The following is a 24,332-nucleotide window of genomic DNA, read 5'->3' as shown; positions in this document are numbered from 1 at the left end:
TGCCCAACGAGTTCTGGGACTGGCTCGTCACAACGGACACGCGCTTTCAGCAACCAATTCACACCTTGGCGACTGCGAACTAGTCATCACGTCGATAAGTCAGCGCTGTGATCTGTTCGGATACCAGACCGATGAGAAAGACGATAACCGCCGCACTCCACATCAATGTGCTCATATTAGTGAGGCGCCCATACTGAATGAGCGTCCGCGCGTAATTGGCACATCCCAGCATGAAGAAGACCACACTGGCCGGCACAAACAGCTTTAGCGGCGAATACAGTGTCGCGATCTTGAAAATGATCAGCAAGAAGCGAATACCGTCGCGCAATGGCTTGATATGACTCTTGCCCACTCGCTGCGCCGCCTTGATCGGCACATAGGCCACCGGGTAAGCGCTGCGAAAAAACGCCATGGTGCTGGTTGTAGGGTAAGAAAAACCGTTGGGAAGCAAGTGCAGGAATTCACGAAACCGGCTCGAGCGCACAGCGCGAAATCCCGAGGTCAGATCGGCGACGACGTGGCCAGTCATTCGGCTGGCGAGCCAGTTATAGACCGTGTTGGCAATACCCCGTCCTACCCCCGCCTGGCTCTCCCAGTCGCGCGCACCGACCACCATATCGAAGCCCTGATCCAGTCTCTCCAGCAAGCGCGCGATATCGGCAGGATCATGCTGGCCATCACCGTCCATGAAAACGAGGATCTCGCCGTTGGCCGCGCGGGCCCCACGCTTGATGGCTGCGCCATTGCCCATGGAATAGGGCGAAGACAGGCACTGAACATCATTGCTCTTGCAAACATCGCGCGTATCGTCGGCGGAACCGTCGTCGACCACGATGATTTCTGCTTCAGGCTGGATAGCACGTAGACGAGGAAGCAAAGCCTTCAGGGCCGCCCCTTCGTTCTTGGCGGGCAGGATGATGCTGAGACGGTTCAAAAGAGATCCCCCGGACGTAAGGCGGCATGATAACCCGGGTAAACCCATGCGGCTGTGGTGGAATTGACGTTTAAGTGCGCGCGGGCGTCGCGAAAGATCTAGCGAGACACCGCACCGTCACTACCCGGCCCTCAAGGCGCACAGGGACTATGGTCCGGGTGCTAAAAGCGATTCCCACTTCGACGGCGGATCGACCTCCTGGGTCAACGCGGTGGCGAGGGCCCCGCGAGGCGGCTCAAGGTCGTTCGCCGCGTTATCAACGACAAAGTCGCGGCACTGGGCCGAGCCGCCGCCATTTGGGGAGCACGGACTGCTCGCTGGCCGGCGAAATCCCATTCGAATCGGGCCGCTTCTGGCCCGACGGCCGGCCCACCTAAGCGAACCCAGCCCCCGCTCCACGCCGGCCACCTCAGCCTTTTCGGTACGCGGGGTGCCAAATATCAAAAAAAGCGGGCGCTGGGGATGGGTTGTCGGCCCGATACTTCGAACGTGTATGGTGAAACCAGCCTTCATGCTCCAAGCCTAAGCAAAATCCTTGTCTTTTAGGCTGCGCGGCACGCCTGATGCATGCCATACCTACAGGCGCCGGCCTGGCGGCGATATGTGCGCACCGTCACCCCGGATGCCATCAACCTCTCACGGCGAGTGACCTACCCGCCCAACTGGGGTAAATTCCCACTCAATCAGGGGGCTGAGTCAGTATTGCTATGTCAACGCTAATGCAACCGTCGCTCGCAGGCCTCTCCGGCATGGCGCGCAGGCTGGTATCGGAAGATGTGCTGCCTGAAGCCGACGTGCGCAAGGCAGTGGCTGACTCGCTCCAGCACAAGACCGCCTTCGCCGCCTGGCTGCTGGACCATAGCCTGGTCGACAGCGCCCGCCTCACCCGCATCGCTTCCGACGAGTTCGGCATGCCGATGATGGACGTGAGCACCCTGGTGCCGGCCAATATGCCCTTGAACCTGATCAGCGAGGCGCTGATCAACAAGCATCATGCCTTGCCCCTGTTCAAGCGTGGCAAGCGGCTGTTCGTGGGCATCGCCGACCCCATGCAGTCGCATGCGCTGGACGAGATCAAGTTCCACTCCAATTGCATGGTGGAACCGATCCTGGTGGAGCGCGGGCAACTGCTGCGCACCATCGAGACCGTGCTCAACGCGATGAGCAATAGCGTGCCCGACATGGGCGGCGGCGATCTTGACGACATGGCGCTGGAAGGCGGCGACGACGAGGCCGAATCCACCGGCATCGACGCCAACGCGAACGATGACGCGCCGGTGGTCAAGTTCGTCAACAAGATCCTGGTGGACGCGATCAAACGCGGCGCCTCGGATATCCACTTCGAGCCGTTCGAAACCCAGTACCGCGTGCGCCTGCGCATGGACGGCATGCTGCGCGCCGTGGCCAGCCCGCCGATGAAGCTGGCCTCGCGGATCTCTTCGCGCATCAAGGTCATGGCCGGCCTGGACATCGCCGAGCGGCGTGTACCGCAAGACGGACGCATCAAGCTCAACCTGTCCAAGAGTCGCGCCGTCGATTTCCGCGTCAGCACTCTGCCGACGCTGTTCGGCGAGAAAATCGTGATGCGTATCCTGGATGGCTCGGCTGCGAAGCTCGGCATCGATGTGCTGGGTTACGAGGACGTCCAGAAACAGCTCTATCTGGATGCCATCCATAAGCCCTATGGCATGGTGCTGGTCACCGGCCCTACCGGCTCGGGCAAGACCGTGTCCCTGTATACGGCGCTGAATATCCTCAACACCACCGAGCGCAACATCTCCACAGTCGAGGATCCGGTGGAAATCCGCGTCGAGGGCATCAATCAGGTCCAACAGAACGTCAAGCGCGGCATGACCTTCGCGGCTGCACTGCGCTCGTTCCTGCGCCAGGACCCGGACGTGATCATGGTCGGCGAAATTCGTGACCTGGAAACCGCCGAAATCGCCATCAAGGCAGCACAGACCGGCCATATGGTGCTGTCCACCCTGCATACTAACGACGCTCCGCAGACCATTTCGCGCCTGATGAACATGGGTATTCCGCCCTATAGCATCACCTCGTCGGTGACCCTGGTCATTGCCCAGCGACTGGCGCGCCGCCTGCACGACTGCAAGAAGCCCATGGACCTACCGCCCCAGGCATTACTGGCTGCCGGATTCACCCAGGAAGACATTGACGCCGGCCTGACCCTTTACGAAGCCGTTGGCTGCGACATCTGCAACGAAGGCTATAAAGGGCGCGTAGGCCTCTACCAGGTGATGCCCATGGCGGAAGAGATCCAAAAGATCATTTTGCAGGGGGGCAACGCGCTGCAGATCGCCGAGGCGGCCCGGAAGGCTGGTGTGAACGACTTGCGTGCTTCAGCCCTGTTGAAGGCGAAGAAGGGCGTGACCAGCCTCGCTGAGATCGACCGCGTCACCAAGGATTGAGTTTTGGCGAGGCCAAATAGGGTCATATGTCGCACTAAAGGTGCGTCCGGTGCCACGAATTGTTCCAGGCAAATGGCTTAAGCTGAAAAGAATCAGGCTGTCGTCTTGTTAAGGCGACCCGACCGTACCAGCAGGGGGAATCACAATGGCCACGGCCACCGCCGCTACCAAGAATGCCGGTTCGCTGGGCGCCCAGCGCGCCGTGATCAGCAAGCTGACCATGTACGACTGGATCGCGCTGGACAAGCGCGGCAAACGCATGAAAGGCGAGATGTCGTCGAAGAATGCGTCGCTCGTCAAAGCCGAATTGCGCCGTCAGGGCATGAATCCGCAAACGGTGCGCGAGCGCGGCAAGCCGCTGTTCGGTGCCAGTGGCAGCACGGTCAAGCCACGTGACGTGGCCATCTTCAGCCGCCAGATCGCCACCATGATGGCGTCGGGCGTGCCGATGGTGCAGTCCTTCGAGATCATCGCCGACGGTCAGAAGAATGTTCGCTTCAAAAACATCCTGACCGATGTGAAGCAAGGCATCGAAGGCGGCTCAGCCCTGCACGAGGCGCTGGCGAAATATCCCGTCCAGTTCGATGAGCTCTACCGCAACCTGGTCCATGCCGGCGAAGCGTCTGGTGTGCTGGACACCGTGCTCGACACCGTGGCGACCTATAAGGAGCGCACGGAGGCCATCAAGGCCAAGATCAAGAAAGCGCTGTTCTATCCCGTAATGGTGCTGGCCGTGGCGCTGCTGGTCTGTACCATCATGTTGCTGTTCGTGGTTCCCGTCTTTGCACAGACCTTCAAAGACGCCGGCGCTGACTTGCCCGCGCCGACCCTGGTCGTGGTCAAGGCCTCGGAGTTCATGAAGTCCTATTGGTGGGCACTTCTTCTCAGCATCGTTGGCGGCATCACCGCCATCGTCATGGCCAAGAATCGCTCGACGAAGTTCGCCCACTTTCTTGATCGCGTGATGCTAAAGCTGCCGGTCATGGGCAACATCCTTCGCCAGTCGGCGATTGCCCGTTTCGCTCGCACATTGGGTGTCACCTTCCGCGCCGGCGTGCCGCTGGTGGAAGCCATGGATGCCGTGGCCGGCGCCACCGGCAGCATCGTGTATGGCAATGCCGTCAGGCAGATGCGAGACGATGTCGCGGTAGGTCACCAGTTGCAGCTGGCGATGCGCCAGACCGGCGTGTTCCCCAACATGGTGGTGCAGATGACCGCCATCGGCGAAGAATCCGGCGCCCTCGACCACATGCTGTTCAAGGTGGCCGAGTTCTACGAGGAAGAGGTAAACAACGCAGTCGACACGCTCTCCACCCTGCTCGAACCGCTGATCATGGTGATCCTGGGTGGCCTGGTCGGTGGCATGGTGGTGGCGCTTTACCTGCCCATCTTCAAGCTCGCAGGCACGGTGTAATCTGCTGTTCTCCAAGCCCCTCTCCCACTGGGAGGGGGGCTTTTTTATAGCCTTTGGAATTGCGCATGCTCGAACTTCCTCTATGGGCCTGGATCCTCACCAGCGGCGTGCTCGGCCTTCTGGTCGGTAGCTTTCTCAACGTCGTGATCCTGCGCCTGCCGGAACGCATGAAGGCCGAGTGGCGGCTGGATGCGCTCGACACGCTTGGGGTCGAGTCCGAGGACAAGCCGTTGCCTCCAGGTATCGTGCGGGAACCATCGCACTGCCCGCACTGCCTTCACCGGCTCTCCGCGCTGGACAATATCCCGCTGTTTGGCTGGCTGCTGCTGCGCGGGCGCTGTCGTTACTGCAAGGCCTCCATCTCCATCCAGTACCCGCTGATCGAGCTGCTGAGCGGTGTCCTGAGCGCGGTTATCGTATGGAAGTTCGGTCCCACCTGGCCCGCTCTCGCCGGCCTGGTGTTCACCTGGATGCTGATCGCCTTGGCCGGCATCGACTTCCGCACGCAATATCTCCCCGACCAGCTCAACTATCCCCTGCTGTGGCTGGGCCTGCTGCTCGCCGTGCTGCCGATGTTCGTCACGCCTTCGTCGGCGATTATCGGCGCGGCCATCGGCTATCTGAGCCTGTGGAGCGTGTACTGGCTGTTCAAGCTGCTCACCGGCAAGGAGGGCATGGGTTATGGCGACTTCAAGCTGCTTGCCGCACTGGGTGCCTGGATGGGGCCCAGCGCGCTTTTGCCGGTAATCCTGCTCTCGTCACTGATCGGGGCACTGATCGGCGGTACGCTGATCCTGATGCGCAAGCATGGCCGGGAGATTCCCATGCCATTCGGCCCCTTCATTGCCGCTGCCGGCTGGGTGTGGTTCGTCGCGGGGGACTGGTTGCTGCTCAATTACATGCAGCTGACCGGGCTGCGATGAGTGGCCAGCACCGCAGCTTTGTGGTCGCACTGACCGGGGGCGTTGCCGCCGGCAAGAGCGCCGTATCGCAGCGTTTCGAAACACTGGGCATCCAGGTCTACGATGCTGACGTGGCCGCGCGAGAGGTCATCGCTCCTGGCACCGGCGGACTGCAGGCCGTCATAGATCGCTTCGGTGGCGACGTGCTCGACGCCAGTGGCCAGTTGGACCGCGCCGCCATGCGCAAACGCGTTTTTGGCGACGACGAGGCGCGACGCGCACTTGAGGCCATCATTCACCCGCGCGTCCGCGCCTGGCTACACGAGCACGCCCACGCAGATCGCGGCCCCTACTGCCTGCTGGCGATTCCGTTGCTGGCAGAAAACATGGACCACTACCGCTGGGTGGATCGGGTGCTGGTGGTCGACGCACCCGAGGCGAAACAGCTCGACCGGCTGGTACGACGCGACGGCATCGATGAGGCCTTGGCGCGACGCATGATCGAGCGTCAGGCCAGTCGCACGGAGCGGCTGACGCTGGCCCACGATGTCATCGAAAACCACGGCGACGAAGCGGAGCTGGACCGCGCCGTATCGCAATTGCACACGCGCTACCTGGCCCTGGCTGAAGCCGCGCGTTGATCGCGCCTCACCAGAAACCGCGGATCCCGGCCACGCCCTGCCCTCCCGCCAGTCGCGCCGCCTGACAGTCAGCATCCGTCATGCCGCCGAGCGCATAGACCGGCACGGCAGCGGCTTCGACCATTGACTGGAACGCCGGCCAACCCAGGGGCGTCGCTCCGGGGTGCGTGACCGTCGATGACACGGGCGAGAGCGTCGCGAAATCCGCGAACGGCGAAGCCCGGGCGAGCTCGGCCTCGTCATGGCAGCTGGCGCCAACCAGTTGGCTCCAGGGCAATGGCCGCTCTTCCAGAGAGGAAAGCTGCAAGGCCTTGAGCTGCACGCCAACTCCGTTACCCAGCTCGAGGGCCCCGGCGACGTCACCACTCAAGAGCAGGTGTGCGCCTTGCACTCGCGCCACCGGCAGCACCGCTGCCGCCAGTTCGCGCACTCGCCCCGGTGCCCATAGCGGAAAACGCAGCAAGGCCAGGCGCAGGCCATGCTCCATGGACTCCACCAGGCGACGTCGCCATGCCTCGAAGGCCTCGGGAGGTACGTCAGCGGGCGTGATCGGATAACCCGCCGGCAGTTGCAGTGCCCGCAGGATGGGTCGATCGGCCGGCGACAGCATGGCTGGATCGACGGCCGCGGGATCGCACCATTGCAGCGCCTGCCCTTCCAGCGACATCGGCTCACCGTGCCAGCGGCGCACCATTCGCGCGTCGAGCAGCAACGATCGATCGCCATAGCGCCACGGCACCCGGATCAGTGGCTCACTGACCACGGCCTCGATACCCAGCTCTTCGCGCAATTCGCGGACGAGTCCGACGACCGCGAGCTCGTCCGCATCCAGCTTGCCACCGGGAAATTCCCACAGGCCCGCCAGATGCTTGCCGGGCGGTCGCTGCGCCAGCAATACATGACCGCGGGCATCAAGCAGAACGCCGGCCATCACGTGCATGGCTCGGGTCACCTCGAGGAGGCCATGGGCGAGTGACCTGGATCAGTCGTTGCGAATGTACTCGACCATGTCGAAGTCATAGGCGTGGTCGGCATCTTTCTTGTGATGCACGCGCGAGACCTCGGTCCAGTCGCTGAAATGCACGCCTGGGAAGAACGTATCGGCACCATCGACCGCTGCGTTGACCCAGGTGAGATAGAGGCGCTTGGCCTGCGGCAATGCCGCCGAATACACCTCACCCCCGCCGATCACCATCAGCCCGGTGCCACTGGCACGAGCGAGGCCTTCGGCGAGAGAGCGCACCGTGACCTGGCCCGGAAACGGGGCTTCGTGCTTGCGGCTCAGCACCAGGTTCGTGCGGTCCGGCAGGGCGCGCCCGACGGCGACGGCCGTGTTGTAGCCCATCAGCACATACTTGCCGAGGGTCAGCTCTTTAAACCAGCGCAGGTCGTCCGGCAGGTGCCAGGGGAGCTGCCCTTTGCGGCCGATGGCGAAGTTCTCATCCAGAGCGGCAATCAACGAAATAGCCATGAAAATCCTTGGGTCATCGACGGTTGAAGCAGCCCGCGGCGGCCGGCCGCGGGCGCCGCGGCGACCGATTTTAGCAGGATGCGTTGACGCATCCACAGGTTGTTCGCGCGTTTACACCGCCACCGGTGCCCTGATAGCCGGGTACGGCTCGTAACCGCTGATGGCCACGTCCTCGAAGCGGAAGTCAAACAGCGAGCGCACCTCTGGGTTGAGCTCCAGACGCGGCAAGGGGCGCGGCTCACGCGACAGCTGCAGGCGCGCCTGCTCGAGGTGGTTGTTGTACAGATGCGCATCGCCCAGCGTGTGCACGAAATCGCCCACGCCCAGATCGCACACCTGCGCGATCATGTGGGTCAGCAGCGCATAGCTGGCGATGTTGAAGGGCACGCCCAGGAAAATGTCGCCGGAACGCTGATAAAGCTGACAGCTCAGCTTGCTGTCGGCCACGTAAAACTGGAACAGCGCGTGGCATGGCATCAGCGCCATTTTCGGCAGCTCGCCCACATTCCAGGCGCTCACCACCAGGCGGCGTGAATCGGGATTGCGCTTGATCTCGTCCACCACCCAGCGGATTTGGTCGACCACGCCACCATCGGCCGTCGGCCACGCACGCCATTGCTTGCCGTACACCGGGCCAAGCTCGCCGTTCGCATCGGCCCACTCGTCCCAGATGCTGACCCCGTGCTCCTTCAAATAGGCCGTATTGGTTTCACCGCGCAGAAACCAGATCAGCTCGTGGATGATCGACTTCAGATGCAGCTTCTTGGTGGTGACCAGCGGAAAGCCCTGGGCCAGATCGAAGCGCATCTGGTAGCCGAACACACTGCGTGTACCGGTGCCGGTGCGGTCGCCCTTCTCGGTGCCGTGATCGAACACATGCTGCAGCAAATCCAGATAGGCACGCATGCGCTTACTCCTTGCCCGGCAGCGAAACGGCGTTGCGCCGCAAGGTCGGCGCCTTGCGCGACATCGCGATGAGCACAACGCCAACGATGATCAACGGCAGCGACTGGATCTGCCCCATGGTCAGCCAGCCCCAGGCCAGATAACCGAGCTGCGGATCGGGCACACGCACAAACTCCACCGCAAAGCGGAAGCAACCGTACATCAGCGCGAACAGGCCTGAAATCAGGTAACGCGGCCGGGGTTTCATCGATATTAGGAACAGCACGCTGAACATCGCGACGCCCTCCAGCAGCATCTCGTAGAGCTGTGAGGGGTGGCGCGGCAAACGATCCGGCGCATTCGGAAAAATCATCGCCCAGGTCGCATCCGACGGCTTGCCCCACAGTTCACCATTGATGAAGTTGCCCAGCCGGCCCAAGCCCAGGCCGATCGGCACAATCGGCGCCACGAAGTCGATGGTGTCGAAGAAATGCACGCCGTGGCGACGGGACCACCACCAGCCGGCCGCCAACACCCCCAGCAAGCCACCATGGAAGCTCATGCCGCCGTCCCATACGCGAAACAGCGCCAGCGGATCGGTCCAGATCCAATGGATGTCGGCGTAGAACAGCATGTACCAAACGCGCCCACCGACAATGACGCCCATCATTGCGTAGAACACCAGGTCGCCCACCGCATCGCGCGTTACCGGCAGGTATCCCTTGCCGCGCCGGTACTCAGCCAACATCCAGGCGCCCAGGAAGCCGCAGAGGTACATCAGGCCATACCAGTGGATCTGAATGGGCCCCAGATGAAAGGCAACAGGGTCGAAGGCAACGGTAAAGGGCTGCGTCATGGGCAAACGGGGCGGCGTAAAAGCGCCAGTGTAGCGGGGCCCGCCCTGTAAGGGTGCGTCCTTACCAAGGCTTTCGGGTTGCGACTCTGAAAGCAGATCGTGGGCCCACTGTCGAGGCCCGAGGGTCATGACAAGCCGAAAACTGATAACAAAAATGGCTATCACCTGAACATGACAGCCGTCTTGCACCCACACGTCACTTTGTTTTAACTTCGGGATTACATCGCCCGTCCCCCAAGCACGGCGATGCCGCGGCGCGCAGATCCTTCCCCAGGGTGCTACGCGCCATCCCCATATCCAGCTGCCCAGCGCTCGCGCGCTGGCTGATGGCTATTTTTTGTTCGGAGTTTCAACAATGAAGCAAAAGACACTGCTGGCTACTGCCATCGCTGCAGCGCTCGTACTGCAGACGTGGTCGGTTGCCGCACAGGATGCGTCTTCCAGCGAAGCCAATCAGTCCTCGGCCAAGAGCCTTGAAACGGTCACGGTGACCGGTTCGCGCATTCGCAGCGTGGACGTGGAAACGTCCCAGCCGATCTTCACCATGGACCGCGCCGCCATCCAGGCCACCGGCCTGACCAACGTCAGTGACATCCTGGCTCGCATGCCGTCGGCTGGCACCCCGGACATCACCCCGCAGGACACGCTGTCCTCCGGCGCCGACGTCGGCGGCACCTACGTCAACATCCGTAACCTCGGCTCGCAGCGCACCCTCGTGCTGGTCAATGGCCGTCGCTGGAGCACCAGCCTCAGCGGCCTGACCGACCTGTCGACCATCCCGGTCGCCATGATCGAGCGCATCGACGTCCTGAAGGACGGCGCTTCGTCCATCTACGGCTCCGACGCCATCGGCGGCGTGGTCAACATCATCACCCGCGAGAAGTTCGACGGCGCCGAAGCCAACGTCTACTACGGCCAGAACGGCAAGGGCGACGGCGAGACGCAGAACTATGACTTCACCTGGGGTCACAGCACCGAGAAGAACTCGATCATCGTCGGCGCGTCGTACAAGAATACCGACCCGATGTGGAACAGCGAGCGCGAAGAGACCAGCTACGCCCAGGGTCCGCGTCATCCGACCGCTGGCCTGGGCCTCGGCCCGTGGGGCCGCGTGGTCGATCCGAACACCGGCAACCAGTACGTGATCAATCACGGCGCCACGGACACGGCCAATATCGCCAATTACCACTTGTACGATCCGACCAGCACGGCCGACAAGTACAACACGCAGAGCGACATGACGTTCCGCGCGGGCTCCAAGCTGAAGAACCTGTTCCTGCAGGATCGCTACAAGCTGACCGACAACATCACCCTGCGTGGTGCGGCCACCTACAGCACGCGTGACACCTCGAGCCAGTTGGCGGGTTACCCGTTCCAGACCGGCAACACCGGCCTGACCATCGACCCGAACAACGCCTTCAACCCGTTCCCGGGCAATGAGACCGAGTTCTTCCGCCGCACGGTGGAAATGCCGCGCGTCACTCTGGGCAATTCCAAGCTCGCTCACATCGACCTGGGCGCGGAGGGTTACTTCCAGTTCCTCGGTCATGACTGGAGCTGGGACGCTGGCTACACCTACTCCCAGAACAAGATCCGCCAGATCACCACCGGCAATATCTACCTGCCGAACGCAGCAAAGGCGTTGGGCGCGACGACGACCATCAACGGCCAGGTCGAGTGCGCCAGCGCCGCCGATCGTGCCGCCGGTTGCGTGCCGTGGAACATGCTTGCCGGTCCGGGCGCCACGCCGCAGTCGGTGTGGAACTACATCAGCCACGTCGGCACCAGCCGTCAGACCAGCTCCACTGACGACTACACCGCCAACGTGTCCGGCGGACTGTTCGACCTGCCGGCTGGCACGGTCAACCTCGCCGTAGGCGTCGAGCACCGTGGCGAGAAGGGCAACTTCCGTCCGGACGCCGCCGACTCGGCCGGCCTGACGACCAATCTCGCCAGCGCGCCGACCAGCGGTGCTTACAACACCAATGAAGCCTACCTCGAGCTCGACGTGCCGCTGTTGCGCGACCTGCCGGGTGCGCAGGAATTCGGCATCAACGTCGCCAGCCGCTACTCGCACTACAGCAACTTCGGCAGCACCACCAACAACAAGTACAGCTTCCGCTGGCGTCCGTTCGCGGACCTGCTGGTTCGCGGTACCTACGCTGAAGGCTTCCGTGCACCGACCATCGACGATCTTTACGGTGGTACCGGCCAGAGCTTCGAGACGTTCCTGGATCCGTGCGATTCCAAGTTCGGCGCCGCCGCGACCAACGCGGGCGTCGCGCAGCGTTGCGCAGCCACTGGCGTGCCGGCGAACTATCGCCAGATCGACCAGACCGGCGCCCAGATCACCAGCACCAGCGGTGGTCAGACCCCGGTAGCCTTCTTGTCGGGCTCCAACGCGAACCTGCAGCCGGAGACGTCGATCACCCGTACGCTGGGCCTGGTCTATAGCCCGCACCAGGTGTCCGGCCTGGACTTCACCGTCGACTACTACAACATCTACGTGAAGAACATCATCTCGTCGGTCGACGCGCAGCAGATTCTTAGCTATTGCTACGTGCAGAACGATCCGTCCTTCTGCAATCGTTTCACGCGCGCCAGCAACAACACGTCCAGCCTGGTGACCGGCTCGGTCAACACGCTCAACGAGAGCCTGGCAAACCTGGGCACGCTGAAGACCGAAGGCTACGATTTCGGTATCCACTACCGTCTGCCGGAGACTGCGATCGGTACCTTCCGCATCGCCTCGGACAGCACTTACTTGTCCAAGTACGAGGTCGTTAGCGGCCCGGGTGCCATCCCCCAGAACCCGGTCGGCTTCATGTCCGGTGGCACGAGTGGCGGAACGGGCGAAGACGGTCTGTACCGTCTGCGTTCAAACCTGCAGGTGGATTGGGCCTACAAGGCCTTTGGCGCCAGCTGGACGATCCGCTACTACTCGGGCCTGAAGGACCAGTGCTACACGGCCACGATCGAGTGCAGCTCGCCGGACTACACCAACCCCTGGTGGGGCATGACCGGCATGAGCCAGAAGGGCTCGGTGGCGTTCAACGACGCGCAGTTCCACTACACGGCTCCGTGGAAGGGCACCTTCACGGTCGGTGTGAACAACATCTTCAACAAGAAGGGTCCGTTCTACTACTCCGTCACCACCTCGGGCACCGGCAGCGCGCCGTACAACCCGGCGTTCGACATCGACCGTTTCTGGTACGTGTCGTACAACCAGAAGTTCTAAGCTCGAAAGAGCCGGACTTCCAGATCAGGCGGGCCTTCGGGCCCGCCTTTTTTTTATCGCGAAATCGCCCAGCAACACGTGGGATCAAAGGCCACACCGAGGCGCACCCACAACGGCGAAGCTGACGCGCGACGAGAACCTAGAGAATGACGGGACGATCCGGCAGTTCGTCCGGCTGCGTCTTGTCGTTGCCGGGAAAATGCCGATTGAGCAGCGCATGTGCTTCGGCAATGCCTTCGAGGCAACCCTCGCGCCACGCGCCACGCGCAAAGCATGCACGCATGTGATCGCGTATCCCATCCCACTCGACCTGGGTGACTGCGGCCGCAATGCCACGATCGGCAATGATCACGATACGGTGTTCCGCCATCAGCACGTAGAACAGCACGCCGCTGTTGTGCTCGGTATCCCATACATGCAGCTGGGCGAACACCTGACGGGCCCGCCGATAGGCGTCATGGCCTTCCAGCACAGCCAGTGGCGCAAGCCGCGATTCGATGGCGAAGCAGATTTCACCGCGATGCCCACGCTCGCCATCGGCGATCGCACGAGTCATCTCATTGAGCAGGGTCTTGGGGAAACGATGGCGTAGCTGGAACCAGCCATCGAAAAGGTTCATCAGCAAACGTTGGGTACGCGCCATGTCACCAGCTCCCTGATGAACCACCACCACCGAAACTGCCGCCGCCACCACTGAAGCCACCACCGCCACTTCCACCGCCGAAGCCACCGCCGCCGCCCCAGCCACCAAAGCCGCCACCACCGAACCCGCCCCAGCCGCCGCCGCCAATCGAGCGGCCGGCGCCAGCTGGCAACAGCATCAGCACGCCACCAATCAGTGCGCCCATGATGCCGGCACCCAAGGAGGCGGCGAGCAGCCACAGCAAGCCGCCAATGATCACCGCGCCAAGTGGTGTACGGACCCAGACGGCGGAGCGTCCGAGGACGCCACGCAGGAAGAAGGCGCCGAAGACGCCGATCAGCAGGACATTGCCGAAATTGAAACCATGCCGTTCGCGATTGGCGCTCTCCACCGGCGGCGGCAAGGCCTCACCGTTGACCAGCAGGGTCAAGGCGCCGAGCGCATCGTTGATACCGCCGTAATAGTCGTTGACGCGAAATTTCGGCGCGATGTATTCGCGGATGATACGCGCCGTGGCCGCATCCGGTATCGCCCCTTCCAAGCCGTAGCCGACTTCCATGCGCACGCGGCGGTCGTTCTTGGCCACCAGCAGCAGCAAGCCGTCATCGGTACCCTTGCGCCCGATCTTGTTGGCCTCGGCCACCGCCAATGAAAATTCCGCGATGTCCTGTGGCTGCGTGGACGGCACCATCAGCACGACCAGCTGCGCACCCTTGCTCTTTTCCAGCGCCACCAGCTGGGCATCAAGCTGGTTAACCTGCTCTGCACTCAAGGTGCCGGTGAGATCGGTCACATGCCGGGTGAGCTTGGGGGCCTGGTCTTGGGCATGCAGCCAGACTGGCGACAGCAGCGCTATCGCCAGCACCAGCAACAGGCGCGTCAGGCGCCGTGACATCTCAGTGTGCCGAAGTGGCAGGCGCCGGCGTGCTGCCGCCGAAATCGACCGTCGGTGCCGTGGAGATGGCCTTCTCGTTCTCCACCGTAAAGTTCGGCTTCACCTGGTAGCCGAAGATCTTGGCGGTGAGATTGTTCGGGAACGTGCGGATCATCGAGTTGTAGGTCTGCACCGCCTGCACGTAGCGATTGCGCGCCACAGTGATGCGGTTCTCGGTGCCTTCGAGCTGCGCCTGCAGGTTCTGGAACAAGCCGTCAGCCTTGAGCTGCGGGTAGTTCTCGCTGACCACCATCAGCCGCGACAACGCGCTGGAAAGCTGCCCCTGCGCCTGCTGGAACTGCTGCAATTTCTGCGGGTCGTTGAGCGCATCGGGCGACAGCTGCATGGTGCCGACCCTGGCACGAGCATTGGTCACCTCGGTCAGCACTTTTTCTTCGTGCTGGGCATAGCCTTTCACAGTATTGACCAGGTTGGGCACCAGGTCCGCACGGCGCTGATACTGGTTGATCACCTCGGACCAGGCCGCCTTGACCGCCTCGTCCTGCCGCTGAATGGCGTTGTAGCCGCAACCTGAAAGGCCAGCCACGACCAACAGCAACGCAAGGGTACGAAGAAGTTTCATGAGTCTGCTCCCATCCGGTGGAAGCACCATTGCAGCACCCCACCGCACCCGACGCAACGTGCGCTCCCTTTTGCAGGAGCGCGCCAGTGCGCGACAAACCGGCAGAACTGCCGGTTTGCGCAGCGCTTGCTGCCCGCAGGGCAAGGGCCAGGGATGGCCCGAGTGAAAAGCCTACGAAGCGGTGACTCCATCACGCCTGGGTCGCGCACTTGGTGCGGGCGCGAAGCGCATCAGGGCAACCAGCGCGGTGCCAGGATCAGGCCCCAGCTCAAGGCGGTCAGCATCAGCAGCAAAAACACCGCCGCCGAACCCATGTCCTTGGCACGCCCGGCCAGTTCGTGGAATTCCGGGCTGACCTTGTCCACCACGGCTTCGACGGCGGAATTCAGCAGTTCGGCGGAAAGCACCAGAATCGGCGACAGGATCAGTGCGATCTTCTCTAGCGGGCCGTTGCCCAGCCACAGCCCCAGCGGCACCAGCACCACGGCCAGGCACACTTCCATCCGGAACGATGCCTCGTGGCGCCAGCCCGCCTGCAGACCCTTCATCGACCACTTGAGGGCATTCCAGATCTGCCTGGGCCCACGAAAACCGGTTGCGGCCATGATGAACGTGTTTCCTCTCGAGAATGCGGTTTGTGCCGGCGGCAACGCCGTAACCACAGACGGCGGACACAGGGCGCGAATAATGCCGCAGCTGGCCTTTACGCGCCAGATCGCAGATTCCTGCGTGCGGCGGTGCAACGTGGCCTGAATGACAGATGGGTTACCCTCCCGCACTTTGTGACCCTGTTCCGGGTTGCACGAGCCGACCGCCCTGCGGTCGTTGTATGAACCGTGTACGGACAATTGAATGGCAACCCAGAATCCACCTGTCTCCCAGAACCGCGCCTTCAGCACCGTCTTCCTGATCGAGATGTGGGAGCGCTTCGGCTTCTACGGCATGCAGGTGTTGATGGTCACCTACATGATGAAGAAGCTCGGCTTCATCGACAGCAAGGCCAACCTGGTTTGGGGCGCGGCCGCCGCACTGATCTACGCGACCCCCGCGATTGGTGGCTGGGTGGGCGACAAGCTCATCGGCACGCGCCGCACCATGGTCACCGGCGCCGTGGTGCTGACGCTGGGCTACGCCATGTTGTGGATTCCCTCCAACAATCCCACCCTGCTGTACTGCGCACTCGGTGTGATCATCGTCGGTAACGGCTTCTTCAAGCCCAACGCCGGTAACCTGGTGCGCAAGATCTACGAAGGCGACGACGTTCGGATCGACAGCGCATTCACCATCTACTACATGGCGGTCAACATCGGCTCGATGGTTTCGATGACCGCTACGCCGTTGATCCGCAATTACGTCGGCGAGCGTTTCGGCGATGCGATGGGCTGGCACACCGCCTTCGGTGCCTGTGCCATCGGTCTGCTGCTCGGCCTGATCAACTACTCGCTGATGCGTCGCACGTTGGCGCACATCGGCTCTCCCGCCGACGAACAGCCGGTCAAACCGGGACTCGTGCTTGCCCTGTTCGGTGCATCGCTGGCGATGGTGTTCATCGCGGCCTTCATCCTGCAAAGCCTGCTGGCAGCCAAGATCTGCGTGTACCTGGCGGGCCTGGTGATCCTGGGCATCTTCGTGCACCTGATCCGCAGCAGCGAGAAGAGCGAACGCGCTGGCCTGATCGCCGCGCTGGTGCTGACCGTGCAGACGATCTTCTTCTTTATCTTCTATGCGCAGATGGCGACCTCGCTGAACCTGTTCGCGCAGAACAACGTCAACCTCTCGTTCGATATCTTCGGCGTCCACCTGTTCAACTGGATTCCGGAGCAGTACCAGAACCTCAACGCGATCTGGATCGTGCTCCTCAGCCCCGTGCTGGTGCTCATCTACAACTCGCTCGGCCGCCTTGGCAAGGATCCCTCGGTCGCGGTCAAATTCGCGCTGGGTTTTGCCGCGGTGGCGCTGGGTTTCTTCATGTACGGCATAGGCGCGCTGAATGCGGTCAACGGCCAGGTGTCTTCGTGGACCATGGTCTGGGGTTACGGCCTGTACTCGCTGGGTGAGCTACTGGTCAGTGGCCTGGGCCTGGCCATGATTGCCCGCTATGTACCCGCGCGCATGGGCGGCTTCATGATGGGCGGCTACTACGTCGCCGTAGGTATCTCGCAGTATCTCGGTAGCGTGGTTGCAAACCTCGCCAGCATGCCGGAGAACATCAAGGATCCCGTCGAGTCACTGAACATCTACATCAGCCTGTTCAACAAGCTCGGCTTCGTGGGCATTGCCTGCACCGTCATTGCGGTGATCATGCTGCCGCTGATGAGCCGCCTTTCGCGCAGTCACGCGGAATCGCACACGCCGCTGCCGGCTGTACATAGCGAAGAAGTGTAAATCGCCGCCGTTGCCCTCCCTCGCTCGGGGGAGGGCAACGAGCCGCGCAGCCAGTGAAGTCCTCGCCAGCATCCTTGCCGAGCAGGGAGAGGGGGCAAAGCGGCTAGTATTTCCCCCATGAAACGTCCCACTTCGCAGCAGCGCATCGGTCCACACGCACTCACCCGCAGCCTCGCCTGGCTGCGCATTTGCGCTATCGCAGGCCAAAGCGCCGCCGTACTCGTCTGCGCGCTATGGATGAAGCTGGACATCCCGCTGATTCCGCTGATGGTCGGGATTGGGCTGCTCGCCGTGTTCGCCGTGTTCGCCGCATGGCGATTGACCCAGCCATGGCCGATCCGGCAATGGGAAACCATTCTGCATGTCGCCTTCGACACGCTGGTTCTGGGCTACCTGCTGTATTTCACCGGCGGCGCCAGCAATCCATTCATCACCCTGCTGTTGATGCCCATCGCGCTCAGCGCCGCGGCCCTGCCCGTGGGCGCGGTGTTCATGGTGGCCGCGCTCGCTGGCATCGCCTACCTCGTGCTGCTGTTCTGGTATGTGCCCTTGCCCGCGCCGTTGCACGGGGCAACAGCAGGAGGTTTCTCGCTCCATGTGGTGGGCATGGGCGTGAATTTCGTGATTACCGCCCTGTTGCTCGGCTTCTTCATCAATCGACTGGCGCGCGCGGTGCGCTTGCAGCAGATGGAGGTGCAGCGCGTGCGGGAACGCGCCCTGCGTGACGAAGGCATTCTTGCCATCGCCACCCAGGCCGCCGGTGCAGCTCACGAACTCAATACGCCGCTATCGACCATGCGCACGCTGCTGCCGGAACTGCGTCGCGAGCATGCCGGCGATGCGCCCTTGGGCGAGGATCTCGCCCTGCTGGAAGGCCAGGTGGACCGTTGCCGCACGATACTTCGCGAAATGGTGGCCTTCGGCAAAGCCCAGCTCTCGCAGGAGCCCGAGCAACTCACGCTCACCCATTTCATCCATGGATGCCAGGAGCGCTTCCAGCTACTGCGACCCGAAGCTGATTTGCAATTGACGGTCGCCGACGATGCGAAACACATCGTGCTGCGCACGCCACCGGGCCTGCGCCATGCCCTGCTCAACCTGCTCAACAACGCGGCCGACGCCTCGGCGCTGAACCAGTCGCAAGTCGTCGCGCTGACCGTACACCGCGACGGCGGCTGGCTTGAGCTGATCGTGAGCGACCATGGTCCTGGCTTCACCCCTACCGGCGAATTGTCTGTACTCGGCCAATCTCACAAAATGACCGGACTAGGTATAGGCCTGGCCCTGGCTGAGGCCACCGCTGAGCGGCTCGAGGGTGAATTGACTACAAACAACACGGAGAACGGCGCACAAATGTGTCTCCGTTTGCCTCTATCCGTGATCGCCGCGTCCTGAAAACTGCGGCAGATAGCCACAGGGGCGGATGATCACAGGTGCATGCGTTGTCGCATCCGGCAACAATGAGCATCTGCGGCCGCGGGCCGATGGAGCATTCGATGAGCGACCAACAGCTATTGATCATTGACGACGACGCTACGTTCGCCCGCGTCCTTGCGCGTGCGCTGGGCTCGCGCGGATTCGAGGTGATCACCGCCAGCAACGCTGACGAAGCGCGCGCCCTCGCCCGGCGTCATCAGCCTCGCTACTGCGTGCTCGACCTGAAGCTTGGCGACGAGAACGGCCTGCGCCTGATCCCCGAGCTGCAGGCCCTGGTGCCGGAAATCCGTGTCCTCCTGCTCACCGGCTATGCTTCCATCGCCACCGCGGTGGAAGCGATCAAGCGCGGCGCCCACGACTATCTTTCCAAGCCGGTCGATGCCGATGCCGTGGTACGCGCCTTGCTCGACGGCGACACCAGCACAGGCGACGACGAGCTGGTCGATGCGCCGGAAGCGCCGCTGGCCCTGCGTCGCCTCGAGTGGGAGCACATCCAGCGCGTGCTGACCGAATGCGACGGCAACATCTCCGAAACCGCCCGTCGACTCGGCATGCATCGCCGTACCCTGCAGCGGAAGCTCAGCAAGCATCCGGTGCGTGAGCGCCCGGACAGCGACGACTGAACTAGCGGGCCGCTGATGGCGGCCCGCTAGTTCAGCCTCTGCGAATCAGGGTTGCCCAGACGAATCAGCCGCAGCGGGTAGCGGCTCGCCCGTGCCGTCGTTCTCGTCACCATAAAGCGCCACGTGCGGGACGCCGTCGGCCCCGATCCAACCGCGATACATGCCGTCGGTGTTGAACGGCATCGATACATTGCCATCGGCGTCGAGTGCAATCGCACCACCGTTACCGCCCATCGACGGAATTTCCTGATTGATCACTTCGGCCACCGCGCGTCTCAACGGCACGCGCATCTGTGTTACGCGCATGCAGATCTCATGCGCCGCCACGGTGCGGATGTAGTACTCGCCCCAGCCGGTGGCAGAAACCGCACAGCCGGAGTTCGCATAAGTACCCGCACCAATGATCGGCGAGTCGCCGACACGACCCCAGCGCTTGTCGTTCATGCCGCCCGTCGAAGTACCTGCGGCGAGGTGCCCCTGTGCATCCAGCGCTACGGCACCCACGGTACCAAAATGTTTGGCCGTCTCGACGTCCGAATGCCTGGCGTGCTCGGCATCTTCCTTCAGCGCCTTCTGCAGCTGCTGCCAGCGTTCTTCGGTGCGAAAGTACGATGGGTCGACCAGCTCGATGCCGACCTGCTTGGCAAATTCCTCCGCGCCGTCGCCGATCAGCATGACGTGCGATGACCTTTCCATCACCGCGCGTGCAAGCAGGATCGGATTCTTCACGCGACGCACGCCCGCCACCGAGCCGGCTTCCAGCGTCGAGCCGTCCATGATTGCGGCGTCCAGCTCGTTTTTCCCGTCATGCGTGAACACCGAACCTTTGCCGGCGTTGAAGTTCGGATCGTCCTCCAGCACCGTGATCGCCGCGCTGACCGCGTCCACCGCGGTCTTGCCGTCCTTCAGCTGGGCATAGCCGTTGCGCAGTGCCAGGGTGAGCGCGGCACGCACCGCCTTTTCCCTGGCCGGACTCATCTCGCGCTTGATCACCCCGGCGCCTCCGTGAATGACCAGTACAGGCGTGACGGCATGACTCATGGACGAGATCCCCAGCGCCGCGATGGCGGCGACAAGACGGCTGGACTTCACTGACGGCACTCCCCAGGGCTTTGGCCGCGAGTATATCCAGCCGCCCCGCCATGCTCATCCGGATGGAGATCGGCAGCCCTGCCCCATACCGGGCCGTATAGCGGATTCCGGGGTCAGTGCGAGCTTCGTAAAGCATGAGCGGTCATCAATCCGTCGTATCCTTGGCAACTCGATCTCCCTGCAAGAAGGCATCGCAATGGACAAGGTTTATGCAAGCGCGACGCAGGCCCTGGACGGCTTGCTGTTCGACAACATGACCATCGCTGCTGGCGGCTTCGGCCTATGCGGCATCCCCGAGAACCTCATCGCGGCACTGCTCGCTGCGGGCACCAAGGGCCTCACCATCGTTGGCAACAATGCCGGCGTCGACGACTTCGGCATGGGTCCGCTGCTCAAGACCCGTCAGGTCAAGCGTGTCTACGCCTCCTATGTGGGCGAGAACAAGGAATTTGAGCGTCAGGTGCTGGCAGGTGAACTGGAACTGCATCTCGTGCCACAGGGCACGCTCGCCGAAAAGCTGCGCGCCGGTGGCGCCGGCATCCCCGGCTTCTACACGCGCACCGCTTTCGGCACCAAGCTGGCCGAGGGCAAGGAAACCAAGGTTTTCGACGGCAAGGAGTACGTGCTGGAGGAAGCCATTCACGCCGACGTGTCCATCGTGAAGGCCTGGAAGGGCGATCGCCTGGGCAACCTGGTGTTCCGCAAAACGGCGCGCAACTTCAACCCGATGATCGCCACCTGCGGCAAAATCTGCGTGGCCGAGGTGGAGGAACTGGTCGAAGTGGGCGCACTCGACCCCGACAACATCCATGTGCCAGGCATCTATGTCGATCGCATCATCAAGGGCCCCGCCTATGAGAAGCGCATCGAATTCCGCACCGTGGCCGGCGCCAATACCGGCAAGGAAAGCCCGATCCGCACCGCCATGGCGCAGCGCGCCGCAAAGGAGCTGCAGGACGGCTTCTACGTGAACCTCGGCATCGGCATCCCTACCCTGGTGGCCAATTACATCCCGCCGGGCATGGACGTCACCCTCCAGTCGGAAAACGGCTTGTTGGGTATCGGACCGTTCCCGGATGACGCCAAGGTCGACCCGGACCTCATCAACGCCGGCAAGCAGACCATCACCGAACTGCCCGGCTCCAGTTTCTTCTCCAGCGCGGAGTCGTTTGCGATGATCCGCGGCGGCCATATCGACCTGTCGATCCTGGGCGGCCTGGAAGTCTCCTGTACCGGCGACCTGGCGAACTGGATGGTGCCGGGCAAGATGGTGAAGGGCCCGGGTGGCGCCATGGATCTGGTCAGCGGCGTGCGCCGCGTGGTGGTGCTGATGGAGCACACCGCAAAGGACGGCTCGCCCAAGATCAAGGACCACTGCGACCTGCCGATCACCGGCAAGCAGGTGGTCGACCTGATCATTACCGACCTGTGCGTGTTCGCCGTCGAGAAGGGCAAGGGACTCACCCTGATCGAGCTGCAGGAGGGCGTGACGCTCGAGGACGTCAAGGCCAGGACGGGCTGCCAGTTCGCCATCCCCGCCGAACTCAAAAACTGATACATTTTTAAGCGCTGTCATGTCATAACCTCATGGTCGGCCCTGCGTGGCCGACCACAACCAGAATGCATTCGAGGGGAATGCCGATGCGCAAATGGATTCTTGCTCTGCTGGCGATGGCCGGCAGCGGCGCCTGTATGGCCGCAACACCCGAGCTGGTCAGGCAGATTTCCAAGCAGGACAGCATTCTCCAAGGCAGCGAACGGCTGTATCCGGCCGACATCCAGAAAGACGCTGCGCAAAGTGCATTGAACGAAGGTGGCATGTGGATAACCACGCCAGACAACGAGCACCTGTTCGCCCGGACCGTGCGCGTGGACAAACAGCGCGATGGCAATCAGACCTGGATCGGCAAGATTGTCACGACGGCTGGCGAGCGCAGCGTCGTTGTCACGTTCGGACAGGACGCAACGTTCGGCTCCCTGGTTAGCTCAACCGGAAAACCTCTGCGCCTCATCACCCAGGGCGGCAAAACCTATATCACCAAGCAGGACGAGCAGGTAGCGGCGGCGCAGGCCCTGCAGCTGGCACCAAGCGCAAACCCTTCGATTGACTACCGCCTGCCGCCCAAGGTTCAGGCCTCGGCGAAAGACAACATCAGGACCCAGGCTGCGATGCAGGCTTCGGCAGCGATGGCGAGCGCCGGCACCGGGCCAACCATCGATGTACTGCTCGGCTACACGCCGGGCATGGTCACCCAACTCGGCTCCGTCTCGTCCGTGGTCACGCGCCTCAACTATCTGGTCGCCGTGGCCAACCAGGCCTATAGCGATAGCCAGGTGAATAGCCGCGTGAGGCTGGTGGGCACAATGGAGGTCAATTACACCGACAACAGCGACGACAACAGCGTGCTGGACGACATGGTGAATACCTCTGCCACCGGTCCACTGGCAGCCCTGCGCGCGCGTCGGGCAGCGCTCGGCGCGGACCTGGTAAGCCTGGTCCGTCCGTACTCCTCCACCGGGCAGGGCGGCGTATGTGGCCTCGGCTATCTCAACGGTGGCGGCGAACAGTCATTCACAACCGCGTACGCACCTTTTGGTAATTCCACCATCGGCGATGGGAGCAACGGCGGCTCTTACTGCCTCGACATCACGTTGGCCCATGAAATGGGACACAACATGGGCCTGGCCCACGATGTCGCCGATGCCAGTCAACCGGGTGCATTTGCGTATGCCTATGGCTGGCGCCAAACGCTGACCAGCGGGAGCTTCTTCACCATCATGGCGTATGGCACGGGCGCTCAGCAGTCCGTGCCCTATTTCGCCAATCCAGCCATCAACCTCTGCAACGGCAATCCATGCGGCGATCCAGTCACGGCCAACCAGACGCTGGCCCTGAATCAAACGATGCCCATTGTTGCGGCATTCAATGATCCCGGTGAACCGGGCATCGATCTCGATGGCGACGGTTCCGCGGACGTGGTCCTTCAGAATCCCTCCCTCGGGCAATATGCCTCCATCATGGTCCAGGGCGGCGGCGCGCAAAGCGGCAAGATCGTCTCGGTCGCCAGCGGTTACCACATCGCGGCCGTAGGCGACTTCGCCGGCAATGGCGTCACGGATCTGGTCTGGACCAGCGCTGCCAATGATCTCTATATCTGGATGAATGCTGGCAACGGCACGTTTACCTCGAACTATGCCGGCACCTATCCGGCTGGCTGGACGCTTATCGGCACCGCCGACATCAACAGTGACGGCAAGGCCGACCTGTTGTGGATGAACAATACAACGCACCAGTTCGGCTACTGGATCATGAACGGTCCAACCGTGGTCAGCCTTCGAACGCTCACAGTGACTGCGGGCTATTACATCGCGGCAGTCGGCGATTTCGCGGGGAATGGCCACGCCGATCTGGTCTGGACCAGCCCCGCCAATGACCTCTATTTCTGGATGAACGACGGTACGGGCGCATTCACCAGCATACGCGGCCCAAACTATCCGGCTGGCTGGCAGCTCGTGGGAGCAGGAGATATCGACGGGGACCACCGCGCCGACTTGATCTGGACGAACAGCAGCACGAACCAGTTCGGATACTGGTTGATGAACGGCGCCACGCAAACCGGCTCCAAGATCATGTCCATCGGTGCCGGTTATCGCATCGCAGCCATCGACCGCTTCTCATCGGGCTTGGCGAGCATTCTCTGGACGTCGCCGGCCAACGACCTTTATCTGTGGATGAACAACGGAAACAGCAGCTTCAATTCGATGCAGATGCTGAGTTTCCCGGCGGCCCAGCCAGGCTACTTTTATTGGGATTACCCCACCGGCTGGAGCGTCGTTTCGAATCTGATAAGCAAACCGTAGTTGC

20 protein-coding genes are annotated in these 24,332 nt (G+C 62.4%); 10 read left to right on the top strand and 10 right to left on the bottom strand.

What is annotated here, in order from left to right; genetic code table 11:
* Nucleotides 1–79 precede the first annotated feature (79 nt).
* On the bottom strand, nt 80–934 hold the full coding sequence (locus tag OUZ30_RS04705) for a glycosyltransferase family 2 protein (protein WP_266181028.1): 855 nt from the start codon (nt 932–934) through the stop codon (nt 80–82).
* A 707-nt stretch (nt 935–1,641) separates the two neighbouring features.
* On the opposite strand from OUZ30_RS04705, the gene pilB reads away from it, so the two are divergent.
* The 4 genes from pilB to coaE all read left to right on the top strand — a co-directional run bounded on the left by pilB (nt 1,642) and on the right by coaE (nt 6,320).
* Nucleotides 1,642–3,363 carry a type IV-A pilus assembly ATPase PilB gene (gene pilB / locus OUZ30_RS04700; protein WP_266181027.1) on the top strand — a complete coding sequence of 574 codons (1,722 nt, stop codon included), beginning with the start codon at nt 1,642–1,644 and terminating at the stop codon, nt 3,361–3,363.
* Between the two features lie 145 nt (nt 3,364–3,508).
* Nucleotides 3,509–4,777, top strand: coding sequence for a type II secretion system F family protein (locus tag OUZ30_RS04695; RefSeq protein ID WP_266181026.1), 1,269 nt, complete (start codon nt 3,509–3,511; stop codon nt 4,775–4,777).
* Nucleotides 4,778–4,842: 65 nt separating this feature from the next.
* Nucleotides 4,843–5,700, top strand: a complete 858-nt coding sequence (locus OUZ30_RS04690) for a prepilin peptidase (protein WP_266181025.1) — start codon at nt 4,843–4,845, stop codon at nt 5,698–5,700.
* Nucleotides 5,697–6,320 carry a dephospho-CoA kinase gene (coaE, locus tag OUZ30_RS04685; RefSeq protein WP_266181024.1) on the top strand — a complete coding sequence of 208 codons (624 nt, stop codon included), beginning with the start codon at nt 5,697–5,699 and terminating at the stop codon, nt 6,318–6,320. The genes OUZ30_RS04690 and coaE overlap by 4 nt, the downstream gene beginning before the upstream one ends.
* 7 nt (nt 6,321–6,327) lie before the next feature.
* Here the strand turns inward: coaE and OUZ30_RS04680 are convergent, their stop codons facing one another.
* The 4 genes from OUZ30_RS04680 to lgt all read right to left on the bottom strand — a co-directional run bounded on the left by OUZ30_RS04680 (nt 6,328) and on the right by lgt (nt 9,532).
* The gene (locus tag OUZ30_RS04680; protein WP_266181023.1) at nt 6,328–7,260 is read right to left on the bottom strand and encodes a Nudix family hydrolase; all 933 of its coding nucleotides are present in this window, start codon (nt 7,258–7,260) and stop codon (nt 6,328–6,330) included.
* Between the two features lie 42 nt (nt 7,261–7,302).
* Entirely contained in the window at nt 7,303–7,791 is a 489-nt protein-coding gene (locus tag OUZ30_RS04675) for a dihydrofolate reductase (protein ID WP_266181022.1), read from the bottom strand.
* A gap of 111 nt (nt 7,792–7,902) precedes the next feature.
* The gene (locus OUZ30_RS04670) at nt 7,903–8,697 is read right to left on the bottom strand and encodes a thymidylate synthase (RefSeq protein ID WP_266181021.1); all 795 of its coding nucleotides are present in this window, start codon (nt 8,695–8,697) and stop codon (nt 7,903–7,905) included.
* 4 nt (nt 8,698–8,701) lie between these two features.
* Complete coding sequence (gene lgt, locus OUZ30_RS04665; RefSeq protein ID WP_266181020.1) at nt 8,702–9,532, bottom strand: prolipoprotein diacylglyceryl transferase; 831 nt, start codon at nt 9,530–9,532, stop codon at nt 8,702–8,704.
* Between the two features lie 355 nt (nt 9,533–9,887).
* Between lgt and OUZ30_RS04660 the strand changes: the two genes are divergently transcribed.
* Nucleotides 9,888–12,770 (top strand): TonB-dependent receptor plug domain-containing protein, encoded by a 2,883-nt coding sequence (locus OUZ30_RS04660; RefSeq protein ID WP_266181019.1) that lies wholly within the window; start codon nt 9,888–9,890, stop codon nt 12,768–12,770.
* Between the two features lie 139 nt (nt 12,771–12,909).
* On the opposite strand, the gene OUZ30_RS04655 is transcribed toward OUZ30_RS04660, so the two are convergent.
* From OUZ30_RS04655 to OUZ30_RS04640, 4 genes are all read right to left on the bottom strand, one after another.
* A complete protein-coding gene (locus OUZ30_RS04655; protein WP_266181018.1) occupies nt 12,910–13,413 on the bottom strand; it encodes a TPM domain-containing protein in 504 nt (167 codons plus the stop codon).
* 1 nt (nt 13,414) lies between these two features.
* Nucleotides 13,415–14,308 carry a TPM domain-containing protein gene (locus tag OUZ30_RS04650; RefSeq protein ID WP_266181017.1) on the bottom strand — a complete coding sequence of 298 codons (894 nt, stop codon included), beginning with the start codon at nt 14,306–14,308 and terminating at the stop codon, nt 13,415–13,417.
* Between the two features lies 1 nt (nt 14,309).
* Nucleotides 14,310–14,930, bottom strand: a complete 621-nt coding sequence (locus OUZ30_RS04645; protein ID WP_266181016.1) for a LemA family protein — start codon at nt 14,928–14,930, stop codon at nt 14,310–14,312.
* A 230-nt stretch (nt 14,931–15,160) separates the two neighbouring features.
* Nucleotides 15,161–15,535 carry a diacylglycerol kinase gene (locus OUZ30_RS04640; protein ID WP_266181015.1) on the bottom strand — a complete coding sequence of 125 codons (375 nt, stop codon included), beginning with the start codon at nt 15,533–15,535 and terminating at the stop codon, nt 15,161–15,163.
* Between the two features lie 247 nt (nt 15,536–15,782).
* Here OUZ30_RS04640 and OUZ30_RS04635 point away from each other — a divergent pair, with 247 nt between their 5' ends.
* From OUZ30_RS04635 to OUZ30_RS04625, 3 genes are all read left to right on the top strand, one after another.
* Nucleotides 15,783–17,315 carry a peptide MFS transporter gene (locus OUZ30_RS04635; RefSeq protein WP_266181014.1) on the top strand — a complete coding sequence of 511 codons (1,533 nt, stop codon included), beginning with the start codon at nt 15,783–15,785 and terminating at the stop codon, nt 17,313–17,315.
* Between the two features lie 117 nt (nt 17,316–17,432).
* A complete protein-coding gene (locus OUZ30_RS04630) occupies nt 17,433–18,710 on the top strand; it encodes an ATP-binding protein (RefSeq protein WP_266181013.1) in 1,278 nt (425 codons plus the stop codon).
* Nucleotides 18,711–18,811: 101 nt separating this feature from the next.
* Nucleotides 18,812–19,375 (top strand): response regulator transcription factor, encoded by a 564-nt coding sequence (locus OUZ30_RS04625; RefSeq protein ID WP_266181012.1) that lies wholly within the window; start codon nt 18,812–18,814, stop codon nt 19,373–19,375.
* A 45-nt stretch (nt 19,376–19,420) separates the two neighbouring features.
* On the opposite strand, the gene OUZ30_RS04620 is transcribed toward OUZ30_RS04625, so the two are convergent.
* A complete protein-coding gene (locus tag OUZ30_RS04620) occupies nt 19,421–20,416 on the bottom strand; it encodes an isoaspartyl peptidase/L-asparaginase family protein (protein WP_266181011.1) in 996 nt (331 codons plus the stop codon).
* A 247-nt stretch (nt 20,417–20,663) separates the two neighbouring features.
* On the opposite strand from OUZ30_RS04620, the gene OUZ30_RS20330 reads away from it, so the two are divergent.
* Both OUZ30_RS20330 and OUZ30_RS04605 read left to right on the top strand, forming a co-directional pair.
* Entirely contained in the window at nt 20,664–22,022 is a 1,359-nt protein-coding gene (locus tag OUZ30_RS20330; protein ID WP_283255872.1) for a 3-oxoacid CoA-transferase, read from the top strand.
* 86 nt (nt 22,023–22,108) lie between these two features.
* On the top strand, nt 22,109–24,328 hold the full coding sequence (locus tag OUZ30_RS04605) for a reprolysin-like metallopeptidase (protein ID WP_266181010.1): 2,220 nt from the start codon (nt 22,109–22,111) through the stop codon (nt 24,326–24,328).
* The last annotated feature ends 4 nt before the right edge of the window (nt 24,329–24,332 follow it).

The sequence above is a fragment of the Dyella humicola genome (assembly GCF_026283945.1).
In the GTDB taxonomy this organism is placed as follows: domain Bacteria; phylum Pseudomonadota; class Gammaproteobacteria; order Xanthomonadales; family Rhodanobacteraceae; genus Dyella; species Dyella humicola.
This window is presented reverse-complemented; position numbering and strand designations above follow the sequence as displayed.